General features: G+C 69.6%; 12 protein-coding genes. 9 read left to right on the forward strand and 3 right to left on the reverse strand.

Annotated features, from left to right (window positions below):
- Positions 1 to 52 precede the first annotated feature (52 nt).
- Positions 53 to 523, reverse strand: a complete 471-nt coding sequence (gene dtd / locus HFGMBDPB_RS06600; protein ID WP_034366821.1) for a D-aminoacyl-tRNA deacylase — start codon at positions 521 to 523, stop codon at positions 53 to 55.
- Positions 520 to 1,530, reverse strand: a complete 1,011-nt coding sequence (locus HFGMBDPB_RS06605; protein ID WP_212645098.1) for a cation diffusion facilitator family transporter — start codon at positions 1,528 to 1,530, stop codon at positions 520 to 522. The genes dtd and HFGMBDPB_RS06605 overlap by 4 nt, the downstream gene beginning before the upstream one ends.
- Before the next feature lie 86 nt (positions 1,531 to 1,616).
- Here HFGMBDPB_RS06605 and HFGMBDPB_RS06610 point away from each other — a divergent pair, with 86 nt between their 5' ends.
- The 8 genes from HFGMBDPB_RS06610 (at position 1,617) to HFGMBDPB_RS06645 (ending at position 11,377) form a co-directional block, all read left to right on the forward strand.
- Complete coding sequence (locus HFGMBDPB_RS06610) at positions 1,617 to 3,155, forward strand: sensor histidine kinase (protein ID WP_212645099.1); 1,539 nt, start codon at positions 1,617 to 1,619, stop codon at positions 3,153 to 3,155.
- Positions 3,152 to 3,793 (forward strand): response regulator transcription factor, encoded by a 642-nt coding sequence (locus HFGMBDPB_RS06615; protein WP_016446543.1) that lies wholly within the window; start codon positions 3,152 to 3,154, stop codon positions 3,791 to 3,793. Before HFGMBDPB_RS06610 ends, HFGMBDPB_RS06615 begins: the two co-directional genes overlap by 4 nt.
- A 157-nt stretch (positions 3,794 to 3,950) precedes the next feature.
- On the forward strand, positions 3,951 to 4,454 hold the full coding sequence (locus HFGMBDPB_RS06620; protein ID WP_209799110.1) for a GlcG/HbpS family heme-binding protein: 504 nt from the start codon (positions 3,951 to 3,953) through the stop codon (positions 4,452 to 4,454).
- 210 nt (positions 4,455 to 4,664) lie between these two features.
- The gene (locus HFGMBDPB_RS06625; protein ID WP_016446545.1) at positions 4,665 to 6,737 is read left to right on the forward strand and encodes a putative bifunctional diguanylate cyclase/phosphodiesterase; all 2,073 of its coding nucleotides are present in this window, start codon (positions 4,665 to 4,667) and stop codon (positions 6,735 to 6,737) included.
- Positions 6,738 to 6,740: 3 nt separating this feature from the next.
- Complete coding sequence (locus HFGMBDPB_RS06630) at positions 6,741 to 8,237, forward strand: AMP nucleosidase (RefSeq protein WP_016446546.1); 1,497 nt, start codon at positions 6,741 to 6,743, stop codon at positions 8,235 to 8,237.
- 62 nt (positions 8,238 to 8,299) lie between these two features.
- Positions 8,300 to 9,583 carry a GGDEF domain-containing protein gene (locus HFGMBDPB_RS06635; protein ID WP_212645100.1) on the forward strand — a complete coding sequence of 428 codons (1,284 nt, stop codon included), beginning with the start codon at positions 8,300 to 8,302 and terminating at the stop codon, positions 9,581 to 9,583.
- A 24-nt stretch (positions 9,584 to 9,607) separates the two neighbouring features.
- Positions 9,608 to 10,549 (forward strand): ATP-binding cassette domain-containing protein, encoded by a 942-nt coding sequence (locus tag HFGMBDPB_RS06640; RefSeq protein WP_016446548.1) that lies wholly within the window; start codon positions 9,608 to 9,610, stop codon positions 10,547 to 10,549.
- A gap of 6 nt (positions 10,550 to 10,555) precedes the next feature.
- Positions 10,556 to 11,377 (forward strand): ABC transporter permease, encoded by an 822-nt coding sequence (locus HFGMBDPB_RS06645; RefSeq protein WP_017406567.1) that lies wholly within the window; start codon positions 10,556 to 10,558, stop codon positions 11,375 to 11,377.
- A 14-nt stretch (positions 11,378 to 11,391) separates the two neighbouring features.
- Here HFGMBDPB_RS06645 and HFGMBDPB_RS06650 read toward each other — a convergent pair whose 3' ends face one another.
- Positions 11,392 to 12,984 carry a GMC family oxidoreductase gene (locus tag HFGMBDPB_RS06650; RefSeq protein WP_212645101.1) on the reverse strand — a complete coding sequence of 531 codons (1,593 nt, stop codon included), beginning with the start codon at positions 12,982 to 12,984 and terminating at the stop codon, positions 11,392 to 11,394.
- A gap of 157 nt (positions 12,985 to 13,141) precedes the next feature.
- On the opposite strand from HFGMBDPB_RS06650, the gene HFGMBDPB_RS06655 reads away from it, so the two are divergent.
- The gene (locus HFGMBDPB_RS06655; RefSeq protein ID WP_016446551.1) at positions 13,142 to 13,990 is read left to right on the forward strand and encodes a 3-hydroxybutyryl-CoA dehydrogenase; all 849 of its coding nucleotides are present in this window, start codon (positions 13,142 to 13,144) and stop codon (positions 13,988 to 13,990) included.
- Positions 13,991 to 14,011: the final 21 nt, after the last annotated feature.

Below are 14,011 nucleotides of genomic sequence, written 5' to 3' on the forward strand. Positions count from 1 at the left end.
GCGCTCGCAGATCGCGCCAGAATCCGCCCCAGAACAGCAGGTCTGCGGCGCGCTATGCCGCGGTGGCCGGAGCTATCGACAGCGGGATGGTCACGGGCCCGTCGTTGAGCAGGTGCACCTGCATGTCGGCCCCGAAGCGGCCCGTGGCCACGTCGGGATGCAGGGCGCGCGCCCGCTGGACGATGTAGTCGTACAGGCGCTCGCCCTCGGCCGGTGGCGCGGCGCGCGTGAAGCTGGGGCGGTTGCCGCCGCCGGTGTCGGCCGCCAGCGTGAACTGACTGACGATGAGCAGGCCGCCGCAGGCGCCCTGCCCGTCCAGGTCCTGCACGCTGCGGTTCATCTTGCCCGCGTCGTCGGCAAAGATGCGCAGCTTGAGCATCTTGGCCAGCAGCTTGTCGGCTTCGGCCTCGGTGTCGCCGCGCTCTGCGCAGACCAGGGCCAGCAGGCCAGGGCCTATGCTGCCGGCGACCTGGCCATCGATTTCCACGCGGGCCTGTTGCACGCGCTGCAGGATGCTGATCATGGTTCGGGGTTCGGGTTCTTGTCGGTGGATGGGGAAGAAGTGTCCGCCTGGCCTGCCGCCTCGATGGCGGCTTCCATGGCTGTCTGCATGCCCAGCGGCAGCAGCTCTATGCGCGCGTACAGGCCGGGCACGGCCTGCAGCAGTTCGGCCTCTATCTCGGTGCGCAGCCGCGCGGCGCGGGCCACGCTCCAGTCGCCGGGCACATGCATGTGCAGGTCGGCAAAGCTGCGCTCGCCGGCGCGCCGGCTGGAGATGTTGTCAAAGACCACGCCATGCGCGCGGTGCGCATGGCGGTCCAGAACGGCGTCGATGCGCAGGCGCTCGGGCGCGTCCAGGGCCTGGTCCATCAGGCCCTGGGAAGACTGCCAGACCAGTTGCGCGCCCTGCACGCAGATGTTGATTGCAACCCCGATGGCCACGGCCGCGTCCAGCCACAGCCAGCCTGTGAGCGCTGCGCCCATCAGGCCGATGACCACGCCGGCCGAGGTCCAGACATCGGTGAGCAGATGGCGGGCATCGCCCTCCAGCGCCATGGAGCGGTGCTGGCGCGCCGAACGCAGCATGGCCACGGCCAGCAGGCCGTTGAGGGCAGAGCTGGCCACGGACAGCGCCAGGCCCCAGCCCAGCTGCTCCAGCGGCTGCGGGTTCCACAGCCGCGCCAGCGCCGCCCAGCCAATGGCCAGGCTGGCTCCGATGACCAGGATGCCCTCGAAGCCCGCAGAGAAGTACTCGGCCTTGTGGTGCCCATAGGGATGGTCGGTGTCCGCCGGCCGCTTGGCGATGGTGACCATGGTCAGCGCGAACACGGCGCCCGCCAGGTTGACGAAGGATTCGAGCGCATCCGACAGCAGGCCCACCGATCCCGTCAGCCACCAGGCCAGGGTCTTGAGCACGATGGTCAGCAGGGCCACGGCCACCGAGATGCGAAGCAGGCTGTGCGGCGCCATCCAGCCGGCCGCGGAAGCGGGGGCGGGAGCGTTGGCAGTAGAGGGAGTGGGTTCGGCCATGCTGCGCTGCGGTACGTGGGGGGGTGCTTCGGATTAGACCACCGCGTGCCCACCGCGTGCGCGAGCCGCATGACAGAATCCGCGCCATGAATGGATGGCAGCGATCAGCGGGGTGGGTGCTGGCCTGGGCCGTGGCCGCAGGCTGTGGCGCGGCCTGGCTGGCGCATGGGCGCCTGCAGTCGCTGCGCGAGGTCTTCGACACCGATGCCCGCATTGCCCACCGGCTGCTGAGCCAGCGCATGGTGCAGCACGACGCCATTCTGGGCACGCTGGCGCTGCTGCAGCCGCGCCAACCCGCATCCGGCCAGGCGCCATGGAGGCAGCTGCAGCGCCTGTATCCCCAGGTGCTGGATGTGGCGCGCCGCGCGGCCACCGCAGGCGAGCCCTGGCCCGAGACCTGGCCGCCCGGCATGGCCGAGGCCGAGCGCCGCTCCCAGGCCAGCGGCCAGGCCGAACTGGCCCTGGCCGACCTGGTCCGGGGCCGGCTGTACCTGGTGCAGGCCGGGCTGCCGGCCAGCTACGCGCTGCTGCTGGACCTGCGCGCCACGATTCCCGCCGACGAGTGGCCGCTGCCGCCCGCCACCAGCCCGGTGCGCGCATGGCTGGCCCTGGGCGGGCAGGAATTCGTGATCCAGCCGGGCCGAGCCGCCGCGCACGGCTGGAACACATGGTCGTGGGAGGTGAGCAAGACCCTGGCCTCGCCCAGCCAGCCTCTGGTGCTGCACCTGCGCCAGCCGCTGGACGCCTCGGTACTGCCCTGGACGGCCATGCTGGGCTGGGCCCTGGGCTGTGCGCTGGCGGTGGCCGGGCTGCGCACCCTGCTGCGCCAGCGCGTGGCCCGCCGCCGCGCCGAGCAATTGCTGCAGCTGGGCCAGGTGGCGCGGCTCAATACGCTGGGCGAACTGGCGGCCGGCATGGCGCATGAGCTGAACCAGCCGCTGACGGCCGTGCTGTCCAACAGCCAGGCCGCGCGCCGCCTGCTGGCCGAGGACCCGCCCGAGATGGACGCCGCACGCCAGGCCATGGGGCAGGCTGCCGAGCAGGCCAAGCGCGCATCGGCCGTGGTGGGCAGGCTGCGCCGCCTGGTGGAGCGGCCGGGGCTGGCGCCCCAGGCCGAGCCGCTGGATCTGGGCCAGGCCGTTGCCGAGGCGCTGTATCTGCTGGAGCCCGAGCTGCGGCGCCGCCAGGTTCAGGTCATGGTGCAGGCCGCCGATCTGCCCGCCGCCCAGGCCGACCCCGTGGCGGTGCAGCAGATACTGCACAACCTGCTGGTCAATGCACTGCAGGCCATGGACGAGCAGCCGCCCGCAGCCCGCCATCTGCGGGTGGAGCTGGCACGCCGCGACAGCCGCCTGATGGTGGCCGTGCACGACAGCGGCCCCGGCGTGGCGCCCGAGATGCGCCAGCGCCTGTTCACCCCGTTTGCCACGGGCCGCGCCCAGGGCCTGGGACTGGGCCTGACGCTCAGCCAGAGCCTGGCCGAATCCATGGGCGGCAGCCTGGAGCTGGCCGCATCCGCCGCCACCCCGCCGCAAGGCGGAGCGCGCTTCGAGCTGCTGCTGCCTGCGGCCCATGGCCCGGCACCTGCCGCACCCAACGCCCCTCAGGAACCACTGACCCCATGACTGCCGCGCCCGCCCAAGACCTGTCCCCGCTGATCCATCTGGTCGATGACGACGAGGCCGTGCGCGACAGCCTGGCCCTGCTGATCGGCACCGTGGGCCTGCGCGTGCAGTGCTGGGCCGATCCGCTGGCCTTTCTCGACGGGCTGGACCGCCAGGGCATAGGCGCCATCGTGCTGGACGTGCGCATGCCCGGCATCGGCGGGCTGGCCCTGCTGGGCCGGCTGATGGAGCAGGGTGTGGACCAGCCCGTGATCATGCTCACCGGCCATGGCACGGTGGACATGTGCCGACGCGCCTTCAAGGCCGGCGCGGCCGAGTTCCTGGAAAAGCCCGTGGACGACGAAGTGCTGATCGATGCGCTGCAAAGCGCCGTGCGCCAGCATGTGCAGTCGCGCGAACGCCAGCAGGCCGACCGCGATGCCCAGCAGCGCTTTGCGCAGCTTTCCGCGCGCGAACGCGAGGTGCTGGGGCTGATCGTGCAGGGGCTGACCAACAAGGAGATAGGCCGCAGCCTGGAGCTGTCGCCCCGCACGGTGGAGACGCACCGCGCCAACCTGTTCGCCAAGCTGGATGCGCCCAGCCTGGCGCAGCTCATACGCCGCTACGCCAGCCTGGCCGATCCGGCGGCAGGCGCCTGAAGTTCCATCGCCGCGCCCAGCGCGCCTGGCTTCTCCGTATTTCTACGCAGCGGCGCGCGTAGCCGTCCGAATGGTGCGCGGCGACGGCATTTTCTACAGTGCATGCATGCCGTCCGGGCTTGTGTCCCGGGCCGTCCTGACCCCCAAGGAGAAGACCATGCAACGCCGCACCACCAAGCTCGCCACCCTCGCCACCCTGACCCTTGGCCTTATCGCCACCGCCGCCCAGGCCGATGCCGTGCGCACGGAAAAGAACATGTCGCTGGAGCTGGCCAACCAGATCGCCGCACGCAGCGTGGCCGCCTGCGCCGCCGACGGCCATGCCGTCACCGCCACCGTGGTGGACCGCGCCGGCACCGTGCGCGCCGTGCAGCGCGCCGACAATGCCGGCCCCCACACGCTGGAGGCCAGCCGCCTGAAGGCCTACACGGCCGCATCGGCCAAGAACAGCACGCTGGCCATCATGGAAGGCGCGCAGAAGAACCCCGGCGCCGCCAACCTGGTGAATATTCCCGGCTACCTGCTGCTGGGCGGTGGCCTGCCGGTGAAGGTGGGCAACGAGGTGATCGGCGCCGTGGGCATCGGCGGAGCGCCTGGCGGCCACCTGGACGACAAATGCGCCCAGGCCGCGCTGGGCCAGGTGCAGGAACTGCTCAAGTAAGGCGCCCGCAAGGGCTACCACATTGCGCCGCACCGCGCCCGGCCGCGCCTGCCCTTGATGCGGCGCTGCAAAAAAAAGACAGGCCGCCACGGCGGCCCCTGATGCCCGACAGCCGCACGCGCCCCCACGCGTCAGCGGCCGCTCACCCTCGCACAAGAGCGCTATCAAAATCTCTGCGATTCCGCTATAAATCCCCAGCGAGGGGGACGCATGCCAGAGAACATCGATGCGCAAGACACGGGGCCCGATGATGCGCTGTTGCGGCTGATAGCAGACACGGCTCCGGCCATGCTGGCCTATTTCGATGCGCGCACGCTGCGCTGCCGCTTCGCCAACATCAACTACGCACGCAATTTCGGCTTGACGCCCGCCGAGGCCGTGGGCAAGACCGTGCGCGAGATCGTGGGCGAGGCCGTGTGGCAGCTCATCGCGCCGCAGGTGGAGCGCGGCCTGCGCGGCGAGCATGTGCGCTACGAGCGCGAAGTGCCCCAGCCGGACGGCCCGCCTCGCCATATCGAGTCGCTGCTGATGCCGCACTTCGAGCAGGGCCGGCTGCAGGGCGCCGTGGTGCAGATCACCGACGTGAGCCACCACCACCATGTGGCGCAGAAGGTGCGTGACAGCGAAGAGCGCATGCGCAAGTTCACCGAGGTCACGACCGAGGCCATCGTCATGCACCGCGACGGCCTCATCATCGACGGCAACGAGGCCCTGTCCCGCCTGGCCGGCTACACGCTGGACGAGCTGATCGGCCGCCCCATCCTCGACTACATCTGCCCGGAATTCCGCCTCTACGCGCTGCAGTACATGCGCAGCGGCCGCGAGGACCGTTTCGATGGCGCCCTCCAGCACAAGGACGGCCACCGCATTCCCGTGGAGATCGAGGCCAAGACCATGCCGGCCGGGGGCAGGCCCTACCGCATCGTGCTGGTGCGCGACATCACGCTGCGCCAGCTGGCCCAGGAGCGCATGGACTTCCTGGCCCAGCACGACCAGCTGACCCAGCTGCCCAACCGGGTGCGCCTGATCCAGATGCTGCGCCAGGCGCTGTCGCTGGCCTCGGTCAAGCAGCGCACGCTGGCCGTGCTCCTCATCGACCTGGACCATTTCAAGACCATCAACGACTCGCTGGGCCACCAGGCCGGCGACCTGCTGCTGTGCGAGGTCGCCCAGCGCCTGCGCGGCAGCGTGCGCGCCCATGATCTGGTGGCGCGCGTGGGCGGCGACGAATTCGTGGTCGTGCTCACCGATGATCCCGATCCGCAGGAGACCGAGACCCAGGCCAGGCACCTGCAACGCATCATCGAGGCACCCTGCACCATCGACGGCACGCCGCTGGTGGTCTCGCCATGCATGGGCATCGCCATGTACCCGGGCGACGGAAAAAGCGCCGAGGAACTGCTCAACCGCGCCGAAAGCGCCACGCATACGGCCAAGGACAGCGGCCGGCGCAACCTGCAGTTCTACGCACCCGCCCACGGCGGCCAGGCCACCCAGATGCTGATGCAGGAGCAGCAACTGCGCGGCGCGCTGGAGCGCGGAGAGTTCGAGCTGCACTACCAGCCCCAGACCTTCACGGCCGATGGCCGGCTGGCGGGCTTCGAGGCCCTGGTGCGCTGGCGCCACCCGCAGCGCGGCCTGGTGCTGCCCGGCGAGTTCATCGGCTTTGCCGAGGCGCGCGGCCTGATCTCGGCCATAGACCACTGGGTGCTGCGCGAGGCCTGCCGCCAGGCTCGCCAGTGGCAGGACGAGGGGCTGCGGCCCGTACCCCTGTCCGTGAATGTCTCCGCGCTGGAATTTCGCCAGCGCAACATGGCGCGCGAGGTGGCCCTGGTGCTGGAGGAAACCGGCCTGGAAGCGCGCTGGCTGCACATCGAGCTGACAGAGTCCACGCTGATGCACACCAGCGGCCAGGTGCAGGACACCTTGCAGGCGCTGCAGGCCCTGGGCGTGGGCCTGGCCATCGACGACTTCGGCACCGGCTATTCCTCGCTGGCCTATCTGCGCCGCCACCCCATCAACCAGCTCAAGATAGACCGGTCCTTCATCGCCGACGTGCCCGATAGCGAGGACGACACGGCCATCGTCACCGCCATCGTGCAGATGGGCCACAGCCTGCATCTGGACATCGTCGCTGAAGGCGTGGAAACACCTGCCCAATTGGAGCTTTTGCGCGACCTGGGCTGCGGCATGATGCAGGGGTACCTTGTGGCGCCGCCCATGCCGGCCGACAGAGCGCGCGCCTGGCAGTTGCACAACAGTCATCCAGTCCAACGACAATAGCCCATGGTTTCGCTTCACAACCCCTCGCAGGCCTCAAGGGCCGCAGCCACCTTGCACACCGACCCCCAGCGGGCCCTGGAGCACGTACAGCAGATCTACCGGGAGCAGATAGAGCACCTGCGCACGAACATGCAGCGCTTCGTCTCCGGTGAAACCCCGGCCGCCCCCGTCCACGCCTACTACCCCTTCGTGCGCATGCATACGGCCACCGTGTCACGCGCGGACACGCAGCTGGCCTACGGCTTCGTCGAGGGCCCGGGCACGCACGAGGCCACGCTCACGCGGCCCGACCTGTTCTCGCGCTACTACGCCGAGCAGTTCCGCCTGCTGATCAAGAGCCACGGCGTGCCGCTGGAAGTGGGCCTGAGCGACAAGCCCATCCCCATCCACTTCTCGTTTGCTGAGAACGACCACATCGAAGGCACGCTGTCGCGCGAGCGCCGGCAGCTGATGCGCGATGTGTTCGACCTGCCCGACCTCGAGGCCATGGACGACGGCATCGCCAACGGCACCTGGCGCCCCCAGCCGGGCGAGGCCCTGCCGCTGTCGCTGTTCACGGCCCCGCGCGTGGACTATTCGCTGCACCGGCTGCGCCACTACACGGGCACCCAGCCGGAGTGGTTCCAGAACTTCGTGCTGTTCACCAACTACCAGTTCTACATCGACGAGTTCATCCGCCTGGGCCACGCCGAGATGGCCCGGGAGGACAGCGAGTACGTGGCCTTCATCGAGCCCGGCAACGTGGTCACGCGCCGCACCGGCCTGCCGGCCCAGCCCAATGACGAGCTGGGCACGCCGCCGCCGCGCCTGCCGCAGATGCCGGCCTACCACCTGGTGCGCGCCGACCACAGCGGCATCACCATGGTCAACATCGGCGTGGGGCCGGCCAATGCCAAGACCATCACCGACCACATTGCCGTGCTGCGCCCGCACGCCTGGATGATGCTGGGCCACTGCGCGGGCCTGCGCAACAGCCAGCAGCTGGGCGACTACGTGCTGGCCCACGCCTATGTGCGCGAGGACCATGTGCTGGACGAAGAGCTGCCGCTGTGGGTGCCCATTCCCGCGCTGGCCGAAATCCAGCTGGCACTGCAGCAGGCCGTGGCCGACGTCACGCAGATGGACGGCCCCGACCTCAAGCGCATCATGCGCACCGGCACCGTGGCCAGCACCGACAACCGCAACTGGGAGCTGCTGCCCAACAACCTGCCCCAGCTGCGCTTCAGCCAGAGCCGCGCCGTGGCACTGGACATGGAAAGCGCCACCATCGCGGCCAACGGCTTCCGCTTCCGCGTGCCCTATGGAACGCTGCTGTGCGTGTCCGACAAGCCGCTGCACGGCGAGATCAAGCTGCCCGGCATGGCCAACCACTTCTACCGCGAGCGCGTGGACCAGCATCTGCGCATCGGCATGCGCGCCATCGACATCCTGCGCGAGGGCGGCACCCAGCGCCTGCACAGCCGCAAGCTGCGCAGCTTCGCGGAGGTGGCGTTCCAGTAGCGCCCCGCCACCGGCCACCTGCTGCCAAGGGCCCCGCTTAGCACCGCCATCCAGGGACGCACATGCCATCCACGCTGCCCACCCTGGATTTTTTCTCCATGACCTCGGTCGTGGCCCTCAACATGATGGCCATGTCGGCCGCCCTGCCGCTGGCCATGGGGCGGCGCGTCAGCGGTGCCGCGCGCCATGCCCAGCATTTCTTCCTGATCCAGGCCGGTGCCTGGATCTTCATCCTCATCGCCAGCCGCCTGCCGCAAGGCCTGCTCTCGCGCGAACTGCTGTCGCTGGGCGCAGCAGCCTGCGCGGCATCGGCACAGTGGCAGATGGCGCGCGCCTTGCGCGAATGGCTGGGGCCCCGGCCGCCCTGGCTGGAACGCGGCCTGATCGCGCTGTGCTTTCTGGGGCCGCTGGGCTTCACCCTGCTGCTGCCCCACTTGTCCTTGCGCACCGGCTGGTTCAGCGCCGCCCACGGACTGAGCCTGCTGGCGCTGGCCGGCCTGTGCCTGGCGCCACGCCGCCCCGTGGCACGCAGCTGGCGCTATCTGATGTGCGGCGTGGCCGTCTTCATGGGGCTGGTACTTCTGGTGCGCAGCTACCTGGCCCTGGCCACGCCCTTCCTGCCCAGCTTCACGGCCGACAGCGGCGCCAACCAGATATTCGCCCTGCTGGTCACGCTGAGCAGCACGCTGCTGATGGTGGCCGTGCTGGTGGCCTGGCGCGACGAGACCAACCAGCAGCTGCGCGACATGGCCTTGCAGGACATGCTCACCGGCCTGCCCAACCGCCGCGCCCTGCTGGAGCGCGCCCCCGCCATGCTGGCGCATGCCCAGCGCCACCGGCAGGCCCTGGCCCTGGTGATGCTGGACCTGGACCACTTCAAGCATGTCAACGACGAATACGGCCATGCCACGGGCGACCGTACGCTGTGCCTCTTCGCCCGCCTGCTGCAGCAGCAATTGCGCAGTGACGAAATCGCTGCGCGCTGGGGTGGCGAGGAGTTCTGCCTGCTGCTCTACACCACGGACGACGGTGTGGATACCCTGTGCACCCGGCTGCAGTCGGCGCTGCTGCAGGCCTCGACGCAGACGCTGGGCTTCGAAGTCCGCTTCAGTGCCGGCTGCGCCCACGCGCCCCAGGTCTGGGACGGCCTGCGCCTGGAAATGCTGCTGCCTGCCGCCGATGCCGCGCTCTACGCTGCCAAGCGCCGCGGGCGTGACTGCTGGACGCAGGTGCGGCTGAGCCCACCGCAGCAGCAGGCCTGCGCCGATGCGCCAGCTGTATCGGAGACGCCGGAGACGCCGGATGCGCCGGCCAGGCCCGCACTGGCCGCCAAGCCTGCGCGCTAGCCCCGGACCCCAGGAAAACGCTCCATGCCCGCGCTCTTCGACGCCCTGAACCTGCGCAAGCGCTACGGCGACACCACGGTGGTCGATGACCTGTCCTTTTCCATCGCTCCCGGCGAATGCCTGGGCGTGATCGGCCCCAATGGCGCGGGCAAGACCACCACGCTGCGCATCTGCCTGGGCCTGACGGCACCCGATGCGGGCCATGTTCTCTACCACCCCGAAGACGGCTCGCCGCCGCTGCACATGCCTGCCGATGCACTGGCCATCAAGGCGCGGCTGGGCGTGGTCTCGCAGAACGACACGCTGGACCCCGACTTCAGCTGCGCGGAAAACCTGGGCGTCTACGCGCGCTACTTCGGACTGGGTACGGCGCAGATGCGTGACCGCATACCGCAGCTGCTGGACTTCGCGGCGCTGTCGCACAAGGCCGCGGCCAGGCCGGGCGAGTTGTCCGGCGGCATGAAACGGCGCCTGTCCCTGGCGCGCGCCCTGGTCAACGACCCGCGCCTGCTGCTGCTGGACGAACCCACCACGGGCCTGGACCCGCAGGCACGCCACCTGATCTGGGAGCGTCTGCAGTGGCTGCTGCAGCAGGGCAAGGCCATCTTGCTGACCACGCATTTCATGGACGAGGCCGAGCGCCTGTGCTCCCGGCTGCTGGTGCTGGACCACGGCCGCAAGATCGCCGAAGGCCGCCCGCGCGAACTCATCGCCGAGCACCTGGAGCCCGAAGTGGTCGAGGCCTACGGCAACGGCGCCCTGGGCCTGGCGCATGACACGGCACTGCGCCCCCTGGCCGGGCGCACCGAGGTCAGTGGCGACACCGTCTTCTTCTATACGCACGACGCGCGCCCGCTGCTGCAGGCGCTGGCCGCGCACAGCCACCTGCGCACCCTGCACCGCCCGGCCAACCTGGAGGACCTGTTCCTCAAGCTCACCGGCCGACAGATCAGAACCGACGGCTGAACCACCATGACCGAACCCGCATCGGACACCCCCAGCATCTGGCGCCCCCCCGACCTGTCGCTGCGCTGGTGGCCGGTGTTCCTGCGCAACCTGCTGGTGTGGCGCAAGCTGGCCCTGCCCAGCCTGATCGGCAACATCGCCGAGCCGCTGATGTGGCTGGTGGCCTTCGGCTACGGCATGGGCGCCTTGGTGGGCGAGGTCACCGTGGGCGCCACGGGCCGGCAGGTGCCCTACATCCTGTTCCTGGCCAGCGGCTCCATCTGCATGAGCGCCATGAATGCCGCCAGCTTCGAGGCGCTGTACTCGGCCTTCTCGCGCATGCATGTGCAAAAGACCTGGGACGGCATCATGAACGCGCCCATCAGCCTGGACAGCGTGCTGCTGGCCGAGATGCTCTGGGCCGCCTTCAAGGCGCTGTTCACGGTCACCGCCATCCTGGGCGTGATGCTGGCGCTGGGCATCAGCCATTCGCCCAGGCTGCTGGTGGCCTGGCCCGTGCTGCTGTGCGTGGGCATCATGTTCTCCAGCATCGCGCTGATCTTCAACGCCCTGGCCAAGGGCTATGACTTCTTCACCTACTACTTCACCCTGGTGCTCACGCCCATGATGTTCCTGTCCGGCGTGTTCTTCCCGCGCGAGCAGCTGCCCGAGGCCGTGCGCCTGGCCTCGGACTGGCTGCCGCTGACCAATGCCGTGGAGCTGGTGCGCCCGCTATTCATGGACGAGTGGCCGGCCCACCCGCTGCGCCACGGCCTGGTGCTGGCCGCCACCACGGTGGCGGCCTACTGGTTTGCGCTGGCGATGACGCGCAGGCGCTTCAGGGCCTGAGATCCGGCCGTTCTTCAGCGCGCTGCGGCGCGGATCATTTCCACCGCCTTCTCCGCGATCATCACCGTGGGCGCATTGGTGTTGCCGCTGACGATGCGCGGCATGACCGAGGCATCGACCACGCGCAGGCCCTTGATGCCGTAGACACGCAGCTGCGCATCGACCACGTCCATGGGCCCCGGCCCCATGCGGCAGCTGCCCACGGGGTGGTAGATGGTGTCGGCATGGCTGCGGATGAAGGCCTCGATGCCCGCATCGTCCTGTGCGCCGGCCGAGGCCGGCATCTCGCGCCCGCCCAGGGCCGCCAGCGCCGGCTGGGCCAGGATCTCGCGGGCGCGGCGCACGCCGTTCACCATGCGCCGCAGGTCCTGCGCGTCGGAGAAAAAGGCCGGATCCACCAGCGGCAGGGCCAGCGGGTCGGCACTGGCCAGACGCAGGCTGCCGCGGCTGGCCGGCTGCAGCACGCAGACATGCAGGGAATAGCCGTGGCCCCAGACCGTCTTGCGCCCATGGTCCACCAGCTTGGCCACCACGAAGTGCAGCTGCAGGTCGGGCGCAGCCTCGCCAGGGCTGCTGCGGATGAAGCCGCCCGCCTCGGCAAAGTTGGTGGTCAGCATGCCGCGCCGCTGGCTGCGCCATTGGCCCACGGCGGCCAGCAATCTGCGCGCACCGCCCAGTGACAGGCCGAAGCTGTCGGTCAGCTGCGCGCCATCGACCACCAGCACCACATCCGGGTGGTCATGCAGATGGGCGCCCACGCCGGGCAGGTGGTGGACCACATCGATGCCCAGCGAACGCAGGTGATCGCCCGGCCCCACGCCAGACAGCATCAGCAGCTGCGGCGACAGCAGTGCGCCGCCGCAAAGCAGCACCTCGCGCCGGCAGTGCAGTTGCTGCACCGTACCGCCCTGCAGGTACTCCACGCCCACGGCGCGCCGGCCCTCGAACAGAATGCGCAGCACCTGGGCACCCGTTTCCACGCGCAGATTGGGCCTGGCACGGTGCGGCGCCAGATAGGCCTTGGCGACGTGGTGGCGCTCGCCATTGCGCTGGGTGACCTGGTACAGGCCCACGCCCTCCTGCGCCTGGCCGTTGAAATCCGCGTTGTGCGCATGGCCGGCCTGCACGCCCGCCTGCACGAAGGCCCGGGACAGCGGGTTGGGATCGCGCAGCTCGGCCACGTTCAGGGGCCCGCCCGTGCCGTGCCAGGCATCGGCGCCGCGCTCGTTGTGCTCGGCGCGCAGGAAGTAGGGCAGGACTTCGCTCCAGCTCCAGCCCGGATTGCCCTGGGCCGCCCAGTGGTCGTAGTCGGCCGGCTGGCCGCGCACATAGACCATGGCGTTGACCGCGCTGGAGCCGCCCAGCACCTTGCCGCGCGGCTGGTGGCCACGCCGCCCGCCCAGGCCCGGCTGCGGCACGGTGGACAGGCCCCAGCTGTGGCGACCGCCCTTGGCCATGGCGGCCATGCCTGCCGGACAGTGGATGAGCACGCTGGAGTCGGCCGGCCCGGCCTCCAGCAGCGCCACCTGCGTCTGCGCATCCTCGCTGAGCCGCCCGGCCAGCACCGAGCCCGCCGAGCCGCCTCCGATCACGATGTAGTCCAGCATGCCTCCCCCTCCCCTGCGGTGTAGCCATCCACTGTTGCAGTCGCCTGCGCGGCGCCGCAAGCCGGGGCAAACCCGGTGGATGCTCCGAATCCCGCTACGATCACTGGATCGCATTCACGTTCGCATTCACTTTGTTCGTTTGAGGAGACTGACAGTCATGGCAATTCAAACCGTAGGCATCATCGGCGCAGGCACCATGGGCAACGGCATCGCGCAGGCCTGCGCGGTATCGGGCATCGACGTGGTCATGGTGGACATCTCCGATGCCGCCGTCCAGAAGGGCGTGGCCACCGTCTCGGGCAGCCTGGACCGCCTGATCAAGAAGGAAAAGCTGACCGAGGCCGACAAGGCCGCCGCCCTGGCCCGCATCAAGACATCGACCGACTACGCGGCGCTCAAGGGCGCGCAGCTGGTCATCGAGGCCGCCACCGAGAACTACGAGCTCAAGGTCAAGATCCTCAAGCAGCTGGACGCCCTGCTGGATGCCGACGTCATCGTCGCCACCAACACCTCGTCCATCTCCATCACACAGCTGGCCGCCGTGACGGGCCGTGCCGACAAGTTCATCGGCATGCACTTCTTCAACCCCGTGCCCATGATGGCGCTGGTGGAGATCATCGTCGGCCTGCAGACCAGCGACGAGACGCACGCCACGGTCAAGGAACTGTCCGAGCGCCTGGGCAAGAGCCCCATCACCGTGAAGAACGCACCCGGCTTCGTGGTCAACCGCATCCTGGTGCCCATGATCAACGAGGCCTTCTTCGTGCTGGCCGAAGGCCTGGCATCGGCCGAGGACATCGACGCCGGCATGAAGCTGGGCTGCAACCAGCCCATCGGCCCGCTGGCCCTGGCCGACATGATCGGCCTGGACGTGTGCCTGGCCGTGATGGAGGTCTACCTCAAGGAATTCGGCGACAGCAAGTACCGTCCCTGCCCCCTGCTCAAGGAAATGGTGGCCGCCGGCCGCCTGGGCCGCAAGACGGGCCGCGGCGTGTACAGCTACTGATACACCGCCCCCAAGGCCAAG

Origin of the sequence: Delftia sp. PE138, assembly GCF_018320755.1 — a bacterium.
Taxonomy (GTDB): domain Bacteria; phylum Pseudomonadota; class Gammaproteobacteria; order Burkholderiales; family Burkholderiaceae_C; genus Comamonas; species Comamonas tsuruhatensis.